We start from the raw sequence: 20,415 nt of genomic DNA on the forward strand, positions 1-20,415 counted from the left end.
AAGTAACTGGTTTTCGGTGGCAAACAGTTTAGAAATCAATTCTAAGCATAGCCGTACATTTGAGAATAGAGACACTGATAAAGCCAAGACAAATATTCCTGTTCGTTTCATGATTGACGACAACGTAATAAAAACATTACAAGTCGATTTTAATGGCAAAGATTATACGATCTATGACAGTAATCTGCCAGAAAATCCTATTAGGAAAGGTAAAGATTTTCTAGGCTGGTTTTGGCGAATAAAAAGCTCAGGAAATGAATATAAGGCAATCTTCCCATTTAAATTATCTCTAATTCCTGAGACTCTTCATTCTGAACTAAGCAATGGCGTCACATTTTACGCAAAATTTGGTAAGAATATACCAGGTAATCAACTACAAAAACAAGGCTATCGTTTGATTTTTCATGATGAATTTAATGAAAATAATTTGGATACAAAATATTGGGTAAATAAATATCTATCTTCATGGAGCACTACTTCGCAAAATGCGAGTAACTATCTAGTTAATAATGGACATTTGCAATTACAGATTAATCAAAATTCTCAACCATGGTGTCCAGAATTTGATGGGCAAACTATTGTTAGCGGTATTTCTACCGGTAATCGCAATAGCTTACACAATTGGACAGGAAAAAACATCGTTCGCAATCCAGACAAAACAGAGCTAACTCATATTAATCAATATGGCTATTACGAGATGAGAATGAAAGGTCAACCTGGTTCTGCTAGACATAGCGCATGGTGGCTCTTAGGATTTGAAGATACTCCAGAGCAAAGTGCTGAAATTGATATCATGGAAATACAAGGCAGGGACAATCATAAGGTTCCACCAAATCTACATTCTTGGAGAGATAAAATTGCTTTTCCTCATTTTACTGGATTGAGATCGTATTACGACAAAAATAAGAGTTTCAATGATGAATATCATGTATATGGTTTTGATTGGCAAAAAGGTACAGGAACACGCTCTGGATACCCAGATCGTATCGTTTTTTATGTAGATGGTAATGAATACGCTAAAGTATCAGTAAATATTGACTATCCTATGATTCAGCTTTTGTCTTTATACGAAAAACGATCAGGAGGTTGGACAGGGTCATGGCAATGGGAGCCTTATCCTAATACCATGGATATAGATTATGTTCGAGTTTACAAAAAGTTGCCTAAAAATCAACATAATTTATCCTCCGATCAATTACATATTGTTAGCATTATTGCTGAAAACCCAATTGTTGGTAATAAAGATATAAATACAAAATCTTATGACATTAATGGTGATGGTATTAAGGATTATTATGAAAAGAACATATTAGGCACAAAATCATATGTACGCGTTAATTGGAGTGATGGAATAGAAACTCAAGAACCAGTAACATGGGATCCAATAACAGAAGATGATATTTCAAAATTACGTAGCGGTAAAACAGTAATGAAACGTGGGATTGTAAATATTGTTTCTTTGCAGAAGCATAGCAGTCATGTAACCCACATGGTTATCACGCCTGAATTTTCAGCAAACAACATGAAACGATATAGTTCTAATGGACTTGTTCCTGTAGAACCTCATGCTATAGATAATCTTTTTAATGGGGAGATCACCAATAGATATAAAACTGGAGTATTCGACTTTAAGCCTTCTCATTTAAAGCAAGAAAAGATATCAATTAATTATAAATTTGATAAATGTAGATCAATATCTGGCATAGAGTTCTACGCTAACTACGGTAATGATCAGGCAATTAAAAAATTTAAGCTTTCCACATCTAAAGATGGAATAAATTGGGAAAATATAAAAGATGGACAAAAAGATATGATTTTTACTATTCCTTGGAAAACTTCTCAAGTCCATATAGAACGCCAATATATAAAAATCCCTGCAGCTATTCTAAAGAATTCTTTTAAATACTATCGTATTATTCCTGTAGATATCGGAAATACTTGGCATCATATGGCTATGAGTGAAATACATTTTGTTTCTAAATAAATAGCAGCAACAAAAATAACCTCTAATAATCACATAACACATTCTTAGTACATATGCATGTTACTACTCTGTAGTGTTTTTGTTTTCAAAACTACGCATTTTGGGAACAAAAACACTACAACTTCATATATATTACATATTTCAACTCGAAGCCATAAAGCTCGCACGTTACAGCACGCTCACGTAATCGTAACCCTATTCTCACATTTGTTCCCTCTTTATACAAAAACGACTACAAACACGGGCGAAAATACACAAACACAGGCAAAGACGTAAGCGCACTTAAACCGCGCGAACGTCGAAACACACCCTACGCCATATTCACCCCATAGCACGTACAAATACAAGTAAAAAATGACCTGCATAGTGCATACGGTTATAAACTAGTCAGCCATGCAGGTTACGAGAATAAAAAAAGTTGCTCAGCTACAAGCAAAAAGCTATAAAACCGAGCAACCACTTTACACTGCTAAAACTGCTTACTTATTTTTGCGCAATCCACCACGACGAGCAGCAAATAGCGCTCCAGCAGCAGCGAGAAGCGATGCCAGCAGCCCAGTAGGAGCAACAACAGAACCAGTATTCATGCCACTGATTTCTCCACGCTTATTACTATCACTACTCATTTCAGCATTCGAATAAGCACGCATACCAGCAGACTTAGAATTCTTAATAACCTGAGCACGAACCTCATCACGAACCTGCGAAGCACGAGACTTAGCAGCAAGCAAAGCCTTACGCGCAGCACTCAGCTTCTCAACAGCAGCATTCACTTGTTCCTGAGTGCTATGAGGATCGGCCGCTACCTTTTTAGCTTCCGCCAAAGCACTATCAACATTAGATTTTGCCTTAGAAACATCAATATCCGCCTGCTTAACAGCTGGAGAATTCTCTACACCAGAATCGATATTTGCATCATGTGATCCATTATCATTGGATGCATTATCTTGCTTAGCAGCAGAACTGCTGGTGACACCATTACCACTATTTGTACTCTTGCTAACATTCCCTGAATTACTAGAATTGTCAGAGTTATCATCCACATTGTTCTGCTGCGAACCATTGGCATTATCGCTAGATTGCGAATCGGATTCAGCACCCTCGATCTGCAAATGCAACTCGCCCTTATCTACAATAGCTGGCGCATTATCATTCACACCAAAACCAGAATCACGAGTTTGCTCTGGAGTTGGAGTTGTATCGGGAGTTGGAACTGGAACAGGCTTTTGCTCAAACTCTGGATTCACAGGAATAACTGGAGACAGAGACTGAGTAGGAGCTACACCAGTCAACGCATTCTTAGCCTGCTGGAGCTTCTTCAAAGCAGAATCAACAAGAGCTTGACGCTCTGATTGAGTCTTAGAAGCAAGATCTTTACCAGTACCAGATATATCAGCCAACTTTGAAACGAGATCTCGCGCATCTTGCAAAGCATCATTATATGCAGTCTGTTTATCCGAAGTGTCATAGAGGTATGCAGAAGACATTCTCACAGTGCCTTCAAGAGCAATCTCTTCCTGCAAAGCACTAATATCAGCACCATTCAACGAAGATGCAGCAGTCTGAAGCTTCTGCAAAGCATTGTCAACAGCACTCTGTTTATCCTCAGGAGACTTCTGAGACTTATTGTTCTTCACTTCACTCAAAGCATTCTGAGCTTCAATAAGAGCCTGATCAAAAGTAGTCTGCTTATCTTTATCAGCGTTCTTATACTGCGGCTTATCCTTTATATCAGTATCCTTAGTAACTTCAGACTGCAGCTTAGATGTATCAACAACGCCATCCAGCTTGTTCGATGCAATTTCAAGATTATCCTTAGCAGTCTTTATTGCCTGCTCAGTCTTACCATTAGGGTTATTCAAGATTTCTTCAGCATCTTTCAGAGCCTTATCAAAATTATCTCGCTTATCTTGATTGGCATTCTTGTAAGACACTTTAGACTTCTTAGTATTGGCATTATCAACAGCGTTATGCAAATCAGAAATATCATGACCATCCAAACCATCGATAGCTTTGGTAAGCTTATTGATAGCATCAGAAATTTCCTTCTCTGTTGCACCAGCTTTATTTACGATATTTTCTGCAGAAGCTATAGCGTCATCAAGCGCTTTACTATTGGTATTAGAAGCATTCTTATAAGCAGGAGTACCCTTCTTACCTTTTGCCTCCGTAAGCTTTCCTGTCAACTTAGTCTTGTCAACACCATCAAGATTACTAATAGCATCATTAAGTTTATTTAATGCTTCATCAATAGCTTTCTGCTTTTGCTCAGGAGTGTTCTTTGACTTATCATTATTAGCGTCAGCAAGAGCAGACTCAGCGCGATTGAGAGCAGTATCAACAGCTTGCTTCTTTACTTGAGAAGCATTCTCATACTTAGGATCTCCATCAGATTTAGGATCAGTTGTTGACTTCTTCATTTTCTTTGCTTTTTCTACAGCAGCTTCCAAATCAGAAGTTTTAACCTTACCATTAAGATCGTTAAGTGCCTTATCCAAGTCGTCTTTTGCTTTACTGATCTCAACATCTGATGCGCCAAGCTTCTTTTCGATTTCCTCAGCATATTTTAACGCTTTATCAAAAGCAGATTTCTTATCTTCCGACGCGTTATTGTAAACAATTTCAGATTTCTTTGAATTTGCTTTCTTTATGGCATCATTCAAATCAGATTTATTATGACCATCAAGAGCATCAATCGCTTTCTTTAACTTAGATTCAGCATCATTAATAGACTGCTGTGAAGCATCTTTTTGGTCATAAACTTTCTTTGCATTAGACAGAGCAGTATCAAAATCATTCTTCTTATCTTTAGAAGCATTCTCATACTTTGGATTCTTCTTCTTAGAAGAATCATCCTGACCCTGCTTATTCTTGCCTTGCAATTCATAAGCTATCTCAATTTCATCCTGAAGCTTTGACTTGTCAACAGTATTACCACCGAGATCATTAACAGCTTTTTCAAGAGCTTTACTAATCTTGTCAACTTCATCAGCAGTCTTATTATCAGCAGAATCAGTCTTAACAAGATCTTCCGCAGCCTTTAACGCATTATCAAAAGCAGTCTTCTTAGATGTATCCTTGTAGCCATCAGACTTCTTAAGAGTTTCTTTCTGTTTATTGACCAAATCAACAAGAGTCTTAAGATCTCCCATCTTCTTGTCAAGCTCTTTAGCCTTAGCAACAACAGCAGTGATGGCAGTCTTAGCCTGATCAACAGTCTTCAAATTATCGCTGGTAGGATCAGTTTCAACATCATCAATTTTCTGCTTCAAAGCATCCTTTTGAGCTTTGTTAAGATTCGTGAGCTTATCTACATCAGATTTAGCATCCTTCTTAGCTTTATTTAACTCAGCTTCCTCAAGAATACCCTCAACTTCTCGCAAATCCTTAGCTTTATCAATGCGATTATTTAGATCTGTAGCTTCTTGATCAGTAAGATTACCTTTCTGCTTCAAATCAGCAATCTTCTTCTTAGCTGAAGCTTTAGCATCCTCAAACTCAGCATTGTTGAGGATTTCTGCAACTTTATCAAGACTATCTGCAGTACCTACTTGGTCTTGATACTTCTTCTTATCTTGTTCGCTGAGATTATTCAGCTTGCTAATCTTGTTTTTAGCATCAGTCTTAGCAGCATCAAGACCATTATTATTACTGTTATTAGCAGCAGTCTGATTCTGATTGCCTTTTAACGTAGCATCATTCTTGGCTTTGTTTACACCATCAGTATCCTGAGCTTCATTAACTTTCTTAATAAACTGCTCTTTGTCCTCAGGCTTAAGTTTGTCGTTCTTGCTAATTTCATCAATAGCAGACTGCTTTTGCTTCTCAAGCTCAGCTTTCTTCTTAGCTTCTTCAGCCTTGCCTGTGTCTTGCTGTTCTTGCTGATTCTGAGTTTGTATATCAGTATCAACCTTCGTATTATCTTTCTGCTGCTGCTGTTTCTGTTGTTGCTCAGCCTGCTGATCAGCTTGTTGCTGCTTTTGATCAGCTTCCTTTTGTTTCTTTTGATCCTGATCCTTTTGGAACTCGTTTATCTTCTCACGGATCTTTTCAGGATCAGTCTCATTACCAATCTTCTTTTTGAGTTCTTTCTTCTGATCTTCAGTTAAACCAAGATTATCCTGAGCATTCTCAATCTGCTTTTGAGCATCTTTCTTTTTCTTCTCATCTTGACCATGCTTATCAGCAGACTTAATAATCTTGTCTACATCGTCTGGCTTAGCAATCTTGTTGATTTCACTTTGATGTTCTTGCTTAAACTTATTGATTTCTTCATCATTTAAGCCATGCTTCTGAAGAATCTTGTCAATAAGATTCTCAGCTTCCTTCTTAAGTTCTTCAGGCTGAGGAGCAGCAGCATTAGATACGAAGCAGTCGTTCTTAGTAAGACTGAATGCTAAATCAGAACCACCATATTTACTAGATTTTCTAACTTCAATGGAGTCGCCTAAATAAATTGTTACAATTCCATCTTCACCACCAAATCCACCTCTAACCAATTTAAGATTAGATCCATTTTTTTCAATCCACTGTCCACTATATCTGTAAAGTTGCATTCCATTACCTATACTGTCACCAGTAGTGGTAAGTTTATTCAGTAAACCATCAGTCTTAGTTATAAAATCTGTAGTTATTTCAGCATTTCCTGATTTAACTTTCCAATTATCTTGAATGAACTTTATGACAAAACTATTCCAATCAGCAGGCTTTATATTATTCTTATCAGCAACAGCAATCTTAGTAATGTTGTACTTGTACCCATTATTATTTTTTGTTTCAGTTTTTGGCTTTTCTGGATTACCCTTGGTATACACCAACTCAGAATAGTCGAAGGTAGAAGTTGAATCATCATTAAACTTAACAGTCATAATATGCTTATCATTATCAAATGTGATAGCACTATTTTCATTATTACCTTTTAGCTTGCTTTTAAGACCATTATTGGCTGTTAATATAGCTTTTCTAACTTTATTCTGGTCTTCCTCTTTTAAACTCTTAGCATTATCAACTGCTGTACGATCTGGAAGTGTAATATTCGTCAAATCAGCAAGTGGCTTACTTTTGTACACCATCTTGCTGCCATCGAGCTTATCATTAGACTTATCAGTATAAGTTATAGTTACATCACCATTACTACTAACAGAAATAGCTTTTTTCTTAGCATCGTCTGTATTTGGATTTCCTATAGCATCCATGAATTCTTTGTTAGATTGATTAATTTCATAGATTTTTTCTAACAATGTTTTTTGCTCAGATGCAGACAATTTACTTGGATTCCCAACTGCCATTGGCACTGGATAGTAAGGGGTAAACTTATCTGCAAGTGAACGCTGCTTCTTTACAAGATACTTGCCTTCAAGCTTTTTAGTTGAATGAGTACCAGTTGTATCTTTGAATGTGATTGTTGCATCACCATTAGCAGCAACATCAACCTTTTCTATAAGATTCTCAATCTTAGTATTAGCATTCTTAATAGCATCTTCAACTTGCTTCTTCTCTGACTGATCAAGAGCAGTTGGATTCTTCACAGAAGTTAAATCTGGATACGTAATTTTTGTGCGATCTGCCAATGGTATGTAACGCTTAGTCAGATTCTCCTTAGAAATAGTATCCATAGAGTTATCTTTATACGTTACCTTTGCACTGCCATCAGCATTAACAGTTACAGCCTTTTTGAAAGCCTCTTCAGTTTGAGTCTGTTCCATACCTTTAAGCTTTTTCAGCACATCAGTATTACTCTTATTAGCATCCCACAGCTTTGTAAGAACATTATCCTTTTCGTCTTTCGTAAGACTCTTGCCATATTTCGCAGAATCAACCTCTACCTTATCATTGGGATAATTAAGCTCTAACTCCTGAGCATACTCTGGCAACGTTGGAGCAATCTCAACTTTGCCAACAGTGTAATGCCAGTTGCCCATTACTTGGTACACTCCGCCAGCAAACTTAAGAGGTTGCGTTTTATCTTTCAGTTTGATAACAAAGCTAATCTTAGATTTTCTATTGCCCCTACTCTCCCAGTTAATAATCAAGGCACTAGTAGCTTCCTTATATTTCTTAGAAGTACCGAGAGTATTACCAGATTCGTCATAACCGCCGGCTTCTCCTGTCATTCTTTCCCAGTTATTCTTAAACTCGGTAGCCTGCTCTCTATTGTTATCAAACCAAAAACGGCTTGCAGACTGATTCCAAGTATCCTTTGTATATTGTGTACCTGTTTGTTTGGAACCGCCATCACCAGTCAACTGTTCATCTTTATGCAAAGTAACTTTATTATCTACAATGTCAACATCCTTAGGCACGCTCGCCCACCAGAATGGTCGACCACCCCACCAATCGCCATTAGAATTAAACTGGTATTCGACCTTGTAATACTGTCCGTAAGTTTCTCTATCAGCCTTATTCTTATCAGTTACCTGATTCTTATCGCAAGGAAGTGCTTTAATATCAACATACTTCTGCGCTTTTGTAGAAGAATCGCGATTCGCATACCTATAGCTGCCGTCAGGCATATTCACGCCATTAGCCCATGCATGGTTAGATGGCAATCCTGCTCCACATGCAAGCAAACTTGCTAGCACTGCTGTTAAAGCAATTTTAGGAAGTACAGAGACTCTTCTAGAAGAAGTTGCCTCAAAGTTTGTAGACGTAATCGATTTCGCCATTGAATCGATAACAGAATTATCTAGGTACGAAGATTTTGTGCACTTTTTAGATATGGATATGTGTTTCGCGCTATTTTGTTTACTCGTCATATACTTCACCCTTTTAGGACGTCTATACTTTTCGACTTTTTGCATCACAGGCAAATATTTGTGCATAAAATGTAGAATAACTAACAAAACAAAGCACAGCGATAGCAAATTGCCAGTTAGAGCAATTTACCCCCCCCCCCGTGGAAAAATTCAATAATTTTGAGAGAATTCGTTGAGTGATTTTAATCACAGATTTATATTATTTTTTAAAAAATTACTGATTTTCCTTACTAAACATTAACAAAATAAGATTTACACAAATTTTCGCTATATTTTTTATTAATGATATTGATAAGCATAAGCTATACACGACATGCCGTTACACTCGAATACAAGTAAACCAACGCGGGATAAGAAAAACACTACAAGATAATCAAAATCACGTAAGAATATTCCCGCATTTGTTCCCTTTTTGAGCAAAATAGAAACAAACACAGGCGCGAGACCTGCCTTCGCGCTCAAAGCGTAGCGCGCGAACGACATGACGTACTTTGCGCCAGATTCAATATAGCTCGCGCACTACAGCATTATAGAAATAGCAAATCTCAGGCAATCACCTATTAACAAACTTGCTGTATGCATCCTCATCTGCAACAACATCAAGCTCACCAATCCAAATGAACGGATCAGTAGCCTTGCAGAAACCATACTTAAAGAAATAAAGACCATCGCTAACATCAAGTGAGAACACACCACCCATGTTAAAGTACTTCATTCCAAGCTCATGCGCCCACTGAATCAAATCCCATATAGACAAATACCCTGGGCTTACCTTGCCCTGCATGGTCGCGGTAGCACCATACATGTACCATAATTCACCGTTATAAGGCAAACCAATCATGCACGCAATAGTCTCACCCTCATAGTCCGTGCTATAAATTCTCATTTCTGGATAAGCCGCAAGCAATCTCTCAAAATACTCTTTAGGTCTGTATGTAATACCGTGTCTTTTTGCCATAATCTCAGTAAGCTCATAGAACTTGTCAATATCTTCCTGAGAACGACTCCACCTAGATGTAACGCCAGCTTTTAAAGAAGCCCTTATGTGCCTTCTTGTCATCGCACTAAACCCAGCAAGAAGATCATCCGTAGACTTACCCTCAAGGTCTAGCATCATCTCATATCGAGGATTGGAGAAAGAGTGAAGTTTTTCCCCATCGCTCCTAAAAGTAAAACCTTGCTCTCTATACTTCTTAACAAGATCTTGATCGTTTTGAACGCAAGGATCCATTCGCAGCAAAAACGCATTGTACTTTTCAATAAGAGGCTTAGCTTCTTCAATCAGCTTCTTAGTGGTTTCTATATCATAAAAATCACTTACTGGTCCATGAGGAGCATAGAGGAACATTTTATCATCAACAGCTTTTATGCCGAGAACAGACATTGCTGCTGTAATCTTACCGTTTTCTTCTAGATAAACGTATTCACTAATCCAGTTGCTTTTCACATCTGCCCAACGCATATCTTGCATAGCGTTTCCATAAGGCGAATGTTTTATGAATTCCTCATACTCTTGGACTTTAGAAGAATCATTTTTATCAAGTATCGGCATTTGTTCTCCTTTTTAGCTCAATACGTGATTTTAATTCAGTTTTACTCTGATAGCACGAGTTATACGCGATTTAACGAGTAAGCTTACGATGCAAGCGATGAGGACGAGCAGCTTCTTCACCAAGGCGTGCGATCTTATTTTCTTCGTAAGCTTGGAAGTTACCTTCGAACCAGTACCACTTTGCAGGATTCTCATCGTCGCCTTCCCATGCAAGAATATGCGTGGCAACTCGGTCAAGGAACCAACGATCGTGGCTCACCACTACAGCGCAGCCTGGGAAGTCAAGCAAAGCGTTCTCCAAGCTTTCAAGCGTCTCAACATCTAAATCGTTAGTAGGCTCATCAAGCAGCAGCAAGTTGCCACCCTGCTTAAGCGTCAAAGCCAAATTCAATCGGTTGCGCTCACCGCCAGAAAGCACGCCAGTAAGCTTCTGCTGATCCGAACCTTTAAATCCAAAGCTTGCAACATATGCGCGAGTAGGAATCTCAACGCCTGCAACTTCAATAAAATCAAGTCCGCCTGAAACAGCTTCCCACAAGTTCTTATTAGGATCCAATCCTGCACGATTCTGATCCACGTAAGAAATCTTTACAGTGTCTCCAACTGTAAGCTCTCCACCAGAAAGTGGTTCCAAGCCCACAATCGTCTTGAAAAGCGTAGACTTACCAACGCCGTTCGGACCAATCACGCCAACGATACCGTTACGCGGCAAAGTAAACGACAAGTCGTCGATTAACACGCGATCTCCAAAAGCCTTGTGAATATGCTTCGCTTCCAAAACTTGCGATCCCAAGCGTGGACCTGCAGGAATTTGAATCTCCGAAAAATCAAGCTTCTTGGAATTGCGTGCCTCTTGCTCCATTTGGTCGTAACGCTCCAAACGAGCCTTATTCTTGGCCTGACGTGCCTTCGGCGAGCTACGCACCCAGTCCAACTCATTCTTTAGGCGCTTAGCAAGCTTGGCATCCTTAGCGCCCTGGATTTCCATACGCTTAGCCTTGGTTTCCAAGTAAGTGGTGTAATTGCCCTTGTATGGGTAAAGCTGACCACGATCCACCTCGCAGATCCACTCTGCTACGTTATCCATAAAGTAGCGATCGTGAGTTACAGCAATAACAGCGCCTTCATACTTGTGTAAGAACTGTTCCAACCAAAGAATAGACTCAGCATCCAAATGGTTTGTAGGCTCGTCTAAAAGAAGCAAATCTGGGGCTTCAAGAAGAAGCTTGCACAGCGCCACTCTACGCCTTTCTCCACCAGAGCACACAGAAACAGGCGAATCTGGATCTGGGCATTGCAAAGCATCCATCGCCTGCTCAAGCTGAGAATCCAAATCCCAACCATTTGCAGCATCAATCTCTGTTTGCAACTTACCCATTTCTTCCATCAATGCATCAAAGTCAGCATCTGGATTTGCCATCTCTTCGCCGATTTGGTTGAATCGATCCACTTTTTGCGCAATCTCACCAAACGCCATCTTAATGTTTTCGCCAACCGTCTTCGTTTCATCTAGAGGTGGCTCCTGCTGCAAAATTCCAACGGTATAACCTGGCGTAATCGAAGCCTCGCCGTTTGATACATTCTCCAAACCAGCCATAATCTTCAGCAACGTTGATTTACCCATGCCGTTAGGCCCTACAACGCCAATCTTTGCGCCTGGTAGGAAGCTTAAGGTAACGTCGTCTAGAATCACGCGATCCCCGTAAGACTTGCGTGCCTTAATCATTTGGTAAATAAATTCAGCCAAAGTAATATACCATCCTTAAAAATTGAATTTAAATTGAATTAAAATTAAATTATTACAGCAGATTTTTAAATTTTAGGTTTGTGTTTATGTTTTGTATTTCGGTTTTATACTTATATTTTTAAATTTTATATTTTAAATAATTTTAAATCGCAGCAGCTGACTGTGCCCTGTCGGAAGTACCACTTGATGCATCCGCACCATCTTCTGGAGGAAGTTGGCACATCCACTCACCCACAATACCAATAATCATGTCTACAAGACATACTATTCCAGCTATAATGCATTCACGAATAATGTTGGAATAGAGCGGAATATTTGCATGCGGCCAACACATGAATAGTTGCCCAGCATACCAGCCAGTTAGAATCGCTCCAGCCATTCCAAGCGCTTTTGCAAGCATAAGAGCTGCAACAGCAAGCTGCATATTTAAATGCTTATGCTCCTCTGGCTTTGCAGTAACATACTGATGCGTCTGCCAAGTAAGAATAAAGGTAATTATTCCACCAATTGTCATAAACGCAAGAACAACCCACGGCGCACCAGAAAGCGATATTGCGCTTGATTCCGTAATAGACACCAGGAATGCGCCGAATACAAATCCAAATAGCACCCCGAGTACAAAGTACCACCAAGGCGTGCGGTAAGCTTTCATCAACACTCTCCCATAATCCAACGTTCTGAATAAATACCGACTCGCGCTGCATCTGGTGCAAACGCAAGTTTGTACGCAAGTGGTTCTCCGTCAATTGAAGCATCTGGCTCAATTTGCATCCATGGCTCCAATTGTGCAGCATTTAGCTGTGAATCAAGCCTATCTGAATCCATAGTCTTTGTGTTTGAACTATCAGATCCGTATTGCCTCGTGCCTAAAATTCTCAATCGCAAATTTTGTTCTTGAGAAATTTGCATTTCTTTGATCTTAAGCGCTAAATCATCTTCTACCATTGTACTAGATACCACTATTATTGCAGAATATTCTTCGCCTTTATCAGAGCTTACCTGATATAACGCCGAAACGCCGTCTAATTGAGTTGAAATAGGTTCTTTCGATTGCTCCAAACTCGTGATTACATCTAGCATGGCGAATTTTGTTGACTCTGATTTTTCTCCCTGCATTGACACTACTGCAGTTGTGATAATTGGATTATAGCCAGATTGGCTATAGACAGAATCTAAAGAAGAATTAGAATCGCTGGTTGCTTGCGACTTATCTTTAGACTCATCTCTCGAAGTCTCATCTTGTAATTTTTCCTTCTGCTCAGCCGCAAAAAGCGACGCATCTGTAGGATTCGCCAATCCAAAAATCTGCGATGTTTCCACATCGTCTGCAACCCTACGAATCGTAATAGACACGCCATCTGCATTAGGTAAATCATAAGAAGCATCGTTAAAATCAGCTTTAAACTGCGCATTAACAGTAATCTCTGCCTGTTTAACAAGCCAAGATTTCATAGCTGAATCCAGTAGCCTTCCAGCCGTAAGCTCCAAACAAATCGAAGAATTCTTAGCAATATCATCATCTTGAACACACGAGTCCAAAACGCGGCTAAGTCTTTTAGAAATCTGGGCAATATCAACCGTTTGGGTAGAGTCGCCAGCAACCGCTGCCCTCAAATCTAAACTCAAAACAGCATCAACACTAAGGCGAGTATATAAGCCAATAAAAGCATCAGTATCACTAGGTTTAATACCACTTAACTTAATTGTGTCCATAATCGCCTCCCAAAAATATTATACGCGCGATGCTTTGCATAATCGCTAAACACCGCGCGTAAAATTGTTAAATTAAATTATTATTTAAATTAAATTATTATTTTAGACTTTTATCTTCATCTGTAGAATCAGCTGGCGACTTATCCTCAGCATTATCCTCAGTATTATCCTTAGAAGAATCACCCTCAGAGGCATCATCCTTAATAACACCAATATTTCGCTTCAAGCTTTCTGGAATCTCTACAGGAGGAAGAGGTGAATCTGGACGATCCGAATTAGAAAGCCACAAATCGCGCTCTGGAGCCTTACGAATCTTAGAGAAGATTTGCTCAAGCTCTTTCTCGTTAAGCGTTTCCTTAACAAGAAGCTGACGAACCAACTCATCCAAAACATCACGATTATTATTAATAATCTCCCACGCCTCAGTGTGAGCCGTTTCAATCAACTTGTGAACTTCTTCATCAATCACTTCGGCAGTTTTATTAGAGAACTTACGCGATTGCAAAGAATCCAAAGAACCAGAAGAATCCTGATCAGCGTCCATCCACTTTACGGCACCAAGCTTAGAGGAGAAACCATATTCAACAACCATCTTACGAGCGATTGCTGTAGCTTTTTCAATATCGTTAGAAGCGCCAGTAGTTGGATCGTGGAACACAACCTCTTCCGCAGTACGGCCGCCCATAGCATACGCCATTTGATCAAGCAACTGATTTCGAGATTGAGAATAGCGGTCGCTAGTTGGCATAACAGCCGTGTATCCAAGAGCGCGTCCACGAGGCAAAATCGTAACCTTAGTAACAGGATCCGTATGATGCAAGGCAGCAGCAACGAGCGCGTGACCACCTTCGTGATACGCAGTGTTACGCAACTCATCCAAAGCCATGCCCTTAGACTTCTTTCTAGGACCAGCTTGAACGCGATCAATCGCCTCGTCAATAGCGCGATTGTCAATAAGCTGAGCGCCAGAACGAGCGCAAAGCAAAGCCGCCTCATTAAGCACATTAGCCAAATCCGCGCCCGTAAAACCAGGAGTTCGAACAGCAACCATATGAAGATCAACGTCTGGAACAAAAGGCTTGCCTTTAGCGTGAACCTTAAGAATCGCCTCGCGACCTTCCAAATCTGGAGCTTCCACAGCAACCTGACGATCAAATCGTCCTGGTCGCAAAAGCGCAGAATCAAGCACATCTGGGCGGTTCGTAGCAGCGATAATAATCAAATTAGTGTCGTTATCGAAGCCGTCCATCTCTACAAGCAGCTGATTAAGCGTTTGCTCGCGCTCATCGTGGCCGCCTGTCATACCGCTACCGCGGCGTCGTCCAACTGCATCAATCTCATCAATAAAGATGATTGCTGGAGCGTTCTTCTTAGCCTCATCGAATAGCTCGCGCACGCGAGAAGCACCAAGACCAACAAACATCTCAACAAAGTCCGAACCAGCCATAGCATAGAACGGCACACCAGCTTCGCCTGCAATAGCACGCGCAAGAAGAGTCTTACCTGTTCCTGGAGGACCATAAAGCAGCACACCGCGCGGAATGCGCGCTCCTAAAGCCTTGTAGCGAGAAGGATCCTTAAGGAATTCCTTAATTTCCTCAACTTCTTCTACAGCAGACTGTTCACCTGCAACATCAGCAAACTTAGTCTTAGGTGTTTGACCTTCCAAAAGCTTTCCGCGACCACGGCCGCCACCCATTCCAAGCATTCCGCCGCCAGCGCTTGCCATTCTGCCAAACATAAACCAAACAAGTCCAAGCAGAATCAAAATCGGCAGCATAGATGTGATCAGATAAGAAATTATGCTAGAAGACTGCATGCTAACAGTCCAACCATTAACTGGCTTAGCTTTTTCAATATCCTGAACAACAGTCTTACTCTGAGCAATCGTATAGTAGAATTGCACGTCTTTTCCATAATCGTGCTTCTGCTTATCGCGCTTATCGAGCTTAACATACTTCTTGTCAAGCGTAAGCTTTACAAGCTGTTTGTTGTCAATAACCTCTACATAATTTGCACTACGCTTATGAAGCAACTCCAAGCCATCTTGCGTATCAATTGTTTGTGTACTGTTATGCACAAACAATTGGAATCCTGCTACAGACAATATCACAAGAAGAACAATCCAAGTCCAAGGAGATTTAAAGAACTTACGACGAGAATCAGGATTATTATCATTCTGCGAATCATTACCATTCTGATTCTTATTGCCGTTCTTGTTTTTATTGTTCTTATTATTCCCACTATTCCTATCTGGATTTTTTCCAAAATTAGGCGGAAGGAACGGATTATTCCCGTTACCTCCCAAAGGACTTTTCATAGGTCCACCCATAGGTCCGCGAGGCGACATTGGAGAAGCGCCCATATAATCAGGCTCCTTTCAGGATCCTTCCGAAGGCTCCTTACATAGAAATATGCTTAAAACTAGGATTAAATCCTACTATTTGGTTTCTATTATCCAGTACTTAATTATTCAAGATTACATAAAATTAATCAAGATTTTTTAAGACTAACCAAAGTTTCTTAAGATTACTACTCAAAATCAATAAAGAATACTTAAGATTCATACACAGATGGCTTAAGAACCGCGATAGAATCAAGATTCCTATACTTTTCGTCGTAATCCATTCCAAAACCAACTACAAAAGCATCTGGAATCTCGAATCCAACGTAAGTAATATCAACTTCAACTTCGCGACGAGCAGGTTTAGTTAGAAGTGCAAACACCTTCACACTCGCAGCGCCTCTGCTCTTAAGCTCTTTAACGAGCCAATCCAAAGTCTTGCCAGAATCAACAATATCTTCAACAATAAGCACGTTCCGTCCGCGAACATCAGTAGTCAAGTCCTCACGAACCGTAATCTGACCACTGCTTTTAGTGCCACTGCCATAACTGGAAAGACTCATGAAATCCATAGGAGCATTAAGACTAAGCTCCTGCGAGAAAACAGCAAGCGTGTTAACAGCACCCTTAAGAGCTGCAACAAGCAAAATATCGCGGTTCTCGTAGTCTTTACTAACTTGATCCGCAACCTCACGAATACGCTTCATAAGTTCTTCGTGACTGATCAATTCGTAATCAATATCATCTCTTATATCAGCAATCTGCATGCTAACTATGATTGCATAAACGAATGACGGACGTGTTACAACTTACGCATTATGATTTAGATGCCAAGCGCTGTGGAGATTCGAGATTTTTTGCAGCGAATGAAGCGAACCTCAGCATGAAATGGTGATTCGCTGAAGTAGCAAGAAAAATCGAGAATCTCGGTGATTAAGCTATACGCAATTGTTTTAGTACGTAATAGGGCTGGGTGATTCTTGGTCGAACAGTATAAGAGCGGCAGCCGATACCAAATAATCCAAATGATCAACCACTACAAACAAACTTCAACCCAAAAACAAAATCAAAACCAAATCGGAACAACCGCAACACCGGACAACACGTAAGAGGCGAAGCGTTGTGAGACAAGAAACACCAAGCCCTCCTACACACCAAACAAGGAAGTTCAACAAGCTTCAACATGGTATACATTTACGCAACTTACACATTATGATTTAGACTATAAGCATGGTTTACTCACCTAGTTGGCGTAAAGGAATTGGCGAAGTAAAACGCTGCTTCGATAATCTTGGGCTAGAAGTGCAAGGTCCACAATTCTTGCAGCACGGGCAACATTTGGCTTTACCAAACGCACCAATCGTGCTGGTAGCATGCTCTGGAGGACGCGATTCGCTAGCATTAACAGCGCTGGCAGTCAAAGTATGCGCGAGCAGAGGTATTCGATGTGCGGCGATTATAGTGAACCACAACATGCAAGAAGGATCCGCAAAAGTTGCACAAAACGCTGCTAATACTGTTGCAAGTTTAGGAGTAGACAAATCACTTATATTCGTTGAGTCCGTGCAAGTTAAAGATGGCGAAAAGGGAGAAGAATCTGCAGCAAGAGACGCTAGATACGCTGCTATTATTGGCGTGGCTAAGGATTTGGGTGCATCCGCAGTTCTTTTAGCGCACACGGCTGACGACCAAGCAGAAACAGTGATTATAGGTTTACGAGACTCTGCAGGTCTTGAGGCTGTAGCTGGAATGAAAAATATTACGATTCGAAGTGGAATACGTTTTGCTAGACCGCTAATTAATATTAGAAGGCTTGAAACAACTAGTATTTGCAAAGATTTGGGCATTGAGTGGTGGGATGACCCAACAAACGGCGATTTAACACAAAGCGATGTTGAACTGCCAAAGTCATACCCTCTTCGCTCAAGAATAAGACATACTCTAATGCCTTATATTTCACGGTTTTTTGCTACAGACATGACTTTACTACTTGCCAAAGGTGCCAAATTTGCACAAGACGATTTAGATTACATTAATTCTCAAGTTGACATAATAGAAAAAGAGACGATTTTAAAGCAAAATTATGATTCTTGCGCACACGAAGTAAAAATAGCAATATCACCTTTAACAAAACAACACACTTCGATAAGACGCAGAATAATCGCCCGCGCTCTAACCGCCGCTGGAATACGTTTTTCGTCAAATCATATAGAATCAATCGACGAGCTAATTACAAACTGGCACGGTCAAAAACCTGTAGCGCTGCCTGGCGGATATGCGGCAAGCAGAAAATCACAGACTATAACTATTTGCGAACGCTAGCGATTTCCCGATTTTGTTGCTGATTTTTCCATTTTGAACAACATTCTCGGTAAGTCGCTCGCGCGTTACAGCGCGCGAACGACTTCGCTTGCGTTGAAAGCACACCGTGCTTTCAACCTTAAGCAAGCTCAGCGCGCCAAATTGCCTTCGCGCGCTACGCTTTAAGCGCTCCGGCAGGTTGGCGCGCACTAAAGATTAGTCAGCTCGGCCATCATCTTATTAATGCCAACATAAGTGTAGTTAACATCTCCAGGAGGATTAACAACAACCGCAAAGGTTAGCGCGCCTCCCGACTTTCTAGAAACGTTGCCAACCATAGATGACACATCACCCAGAAAACCAGTTTTAACACGCAGTAAGCCAGCTGCCGAAGGATCTGACAAACGATGGCGTGCCGAAGTGCACCATACACCAGGTAAAGCTAAGCCTTCTGCTGCAGCAGCACCTTTACCGATTTTAAGATTCTGAGCCTGAACTTGCACAAGAGTCACAGCGCGAACAGCGGACTTAGGTGAAAGCCCAGAACAATCAGACATGTGCAATCCGTTTACATCAACGCCTAAATCGCGCAAAACGTCGCGTACAGCGTCTGTGGCACCTTCTGGAGAATTACTTTTACGCATAGCGAGCGCAGTAAGACGACCAAATTCTTCCGCAATAGAATTGTCCGAATGCCTTAGCATATATGCCATAATTTCGTTAAGTGGAGCAGAAGAAACGCAGGCTATTTGCTTAAAATCAGAGGAAATCATCGGTTTTCTAGAGCTAACATATATGGATGATAATCCATCAATCTTGGAAGTTTTGCCAATTTTTGCAGAATCAGTGCTCCAAGTTCTCACGTCAATACCAAATTTTTTGAGTAGATTCGCAAAAATTAATCCCGTACTTACAGCTGGATGCCGATCTAAAAGTGGATAATCATCTGGGTCATCAGCATCATTGCCAGCAGCCACCCATGCTGCAAGATTACGATCTCTGCCTTCATCAACAGCTAAAGACGATGTTGGCGCATAAAAACGTCCTTCTTCATCATTTTCATGAATCAAATCAGGATAGCGTTTCTCTCCAAACAAGGAATCATCAACAGCAAGCTCAACAACTTTTACACCTTGTTTTTTAAGCGAATTCACAGTATTGCTAGCAAGGGTTTCAAGACCAGCTCTACCATTTACATGATTTGGATCATTGGTTGCAGCACCCATCAGCATATCGCCGCCGCCATGAAGAACGAGCCTAGCAAAACCATTTTTCACTCCAGATACAGCAGAATCAGCATTTCTAGAGCTTCCAACATAGTTTGCGTAAACTGTTGTAGAAAGAGTCGATCCCATGTCTAGAACATGCGAGGCAGCTAGAGCCGTAAGCGTTTTCATAGTAGACGCCGGCTGCAAAGCAAGATTTTCATTTTTAGCAGCTATAATCTTTCCGTTTGCATCAGCAATAACAACTGAAGCATTAGGACCAAGACCTGGATATTCAAAAAATTCCTTCAAAATCTTTTCCGCAGCAGCTTTATCAACAGACTTGTTTTTATCTAATTTCTTTATTAAAGACGCGTAATGTGCTATTTTCTTAGGTTTTGGACTGCTTAACTCTTGCAAAGATTCACTGTTTTTAATTGCCATTCGCGACTGAATAAAATCGCGATTTTGCAAAAGATCTTTGCTATCGAACATAATGTAGCCGCACATTAGTGAGACTACACTAGCAGCTGCGATTAAGCACACAACAGCGCGATTACGCGACTTTGGCGGCTTTTGCGCGCCTAAGCTAGATGTAAAACCAGCTTTTTCCCTAGCCTCTTTCGACGTGAAAGCATCTTCTGGAATCTCGACTATGTTATCTAGATTCTTAAGGTCTTCATCGTCTTGCATGCGCACGCCGCCTATGTGTATGTACTTAAGTTGTATGTGTATGTACTTAAGTTAATTGCAATTCTTTACAACTATACAAACTATACACTTGCATATGCCGAGAGTAAGTTTGTGCGCATAA

At 40.4% G+C, this 20,415-nt stretch carries 10 protein-coding genes; 2 read left to right on the plus strand and 8 right to left on the minus strand.

The annotated features are described in order from the left end of the window. Nucleotides 1-16 precede the first annotated feature (16 nt). Complete coding sequence (locus P0106_RS00905; protein ID WP_473730321.1) at nucleotides 17-1,984, plus strand: family 16 glycosylhydrolase; 1,968 nt, start codon at nucleotides 17-19, stop codon at nucleotides 1,982-1,984. 479 nt (nucleotides 1,985-2,463) lie between these two features. Here P0106_RS00905 and P0106_RS00910 read toward each other — a convergent pair whose 3' ends face one another. The 7 genes from P0106_RS00910 to hpt form a co-directional block, all read right to left on the minus strand. Next, entirely contained in the window at nucleotides 2,464-8,739 is a 6,276-nt protein-coding gene (locus P0106_RS00910) for a MiiA motif-containing surface protein (RefSeq protein WP_473730322.1), read from the minus strand. A gap of 553 nt (nucleotides 8,740-9,292) precedes the next feature. Beyond that, nucleotides 9,293-10,291 (minus strand): lipid II:glycine glycyltransferase FemX, encoded by a 999-nt coding sequence (locus P0106_RS00915; RefSeq protein ID WP_119676075.1) that lies wholly within the window; start codon nucleotides 10,289-10,291, stop codon nucleotides 9,293-9,295. A gap of 70 nt (nucleotides 10,292-10,361) precedes the next feature. Beyond that, nucleotides 10,362-12,038, minus strand: a complete 1,677-nt coding sequence (gene ettA / locus P0106_RS00920; protein WP_004115727.1) for an energy-dependent translational throttle protein EttA — start codon at nucleotides 12,036-12,038, stop codon at nucleotides 10,362-10,364. A gap of 142 nt (nucleotides 12,039-12,180) precedes the next feature. Continuing rightward, the gene (locus tag P0106_RS00925; protein WP_473730323.1) at nucleotides 12,181-12,690 is read right to left on the minus strand and encodes a DUF3180 domain-containing protein; all 510 of its coding nucleotides are present in this window, start codon (nucleotides 12,688-12,690) and stop codon (nucleotides 12,181-12,183) included. Beyond that, on the minus strand, nucleotides 12,690-13,751 hold the full coding sequence (locus P0106_RS00930; protein WP_004115732.1) for a dihydroneopterin aldolase: 1,062 nt from the start codon (nucleotides 13,749-13,751) through the stop codon (nucleotides 12,690-12,692). The genes P0106_RS00925 and P0106_RS00930 overlap by 1 nt, the downstream gene beginning before the upstream one ends. Nucleotides 13,752-13,848: 97 nt before the next feature. After that, on the minus strand, nucleotides 13,849-16,116 hold the full coding sequence (gene ftsH, locus P0106_RS00935; protein WP_473730324.1) for an ATP-dependent zinc metalloprotease FtsH: 2,268 nt from the start codon (nucleotides 16,114-16,116) through the stop codon (nucleotides 13,849-13,851). 191 nt (nucleotides 16,117-16,307) lie between these two features. Continuing rightward, nucleotides 16,308-16,862: a hypoxanthine phosphoribosyltransferase gene (hpt, locus tag P0106_RS00940; protein ID WP_064622846.1), complete on the minus strand. Its 555-nt coding sequence runs from the start codon at nucleotides 16,860-16,862 to the stop codon at nucleotides 16,308-16,310. 463 nt (nucleotides 16,863-17,325) lie between these two features. Here hpt and tilS point away from each other — a divergent pair, with 463 nt between their 5' ends. Beyond that, nucleotides 17,326-18,417 carry a tRNA lysidine(34) synthetase TilS gene (tilS, locus tag P0106_RS00945; protein WP_473730325.1) on the plus strand — a complete coding sequence of 364 codons (1,092 nt, stop codon included), beginning with the start codon at nucleotides 17,326-17,328 and terminating at the stop codon, nucleotides 18,415-18,417. A 188-nt stretch (nucleotides 18,418-18,605) separates the two neighbouring features. Here tilS and P0106_RS00950 read toward each other — a convergent pair whose 3' ends face one another. Beyond that, nucleotides 18,606-20,294 (minus strand): D-alanyl-D-alanine carboxypeptidase/D-alanyl-D-alanine-endopeptidase, encoded by a 1,689-nt coding sequence (locus tag P0106_RS00950; RefSeq protein ID WP_473730326.1) that lies wholly within the window; start codon nucleotides 20,292-20,294, stop codon nucleotides 18,606-18,608. Between the last annotated feature and the right edge of the window lie 121 nt (nucleotides 20,295-20,415).

The organism is Gardnerella sp. c11Ua_71 (assembly GCF_055818025.1).

Excerpts from the sequence above, each read along its gene's own strand:
- P0106_RS00910 (WP_473730322.1), bottom strand. The coding sequence starts at position 8,739 with ATGACGAGTAAACAAAATAGCGCGAAACACATATCCATATCTAAAAAG.
- P0106_RS00915 (WP_119676075.1), bottom strand. The coding sequence starts at position 10,291 with ATGCCGATACTTGATAAAAATGATTCTTCTAAAGTCCAAGAGTATGAG.
- P0106_RS00925 (WP_473730323.1), bottom strand. The coding sequence starts at position 12,690 with ATGAAAGCTTACCGCACGCCTTGGTGGTACTTTGTACTCGGGGTGCTA.
- P0106_RS00930 (WP_004115732.1), bottom strand. The coding sequence starts at position 13,751 with ATGGACACAATTAAGTTAAGTGGTATTAAACCTAGTGATACTGATGCT.
- ftsH (WP_473730324.1), bottom strand. The coding sequence starts at position 16,116 with ATGGGCGCTTCTCCAATGTCGCCTCGCGGACCTATGGGTGGACCTATG.
- hpt (WP_064622846.1), bottom strand. The coding sequence starts at position 16,862 with ATGCAGATTGCTGATATAAGAGATGATATTGATTACGAATTGATCAGT.
- tilS (WP_473730325.1), top strand. The coding sequence starts at position 17,326 with ATGGTTTACTCACCTAGTTGGCGTAAAGGAATTGGCGAAGTAAAACGC.
- P0106_RS00950 (WP_473730326.1), bottom strand. The coding sequence starts at position 20,294 with ATGCAAGACGATGAAGACCTTAAGAATCTAGATAACATAGTCGAGATT.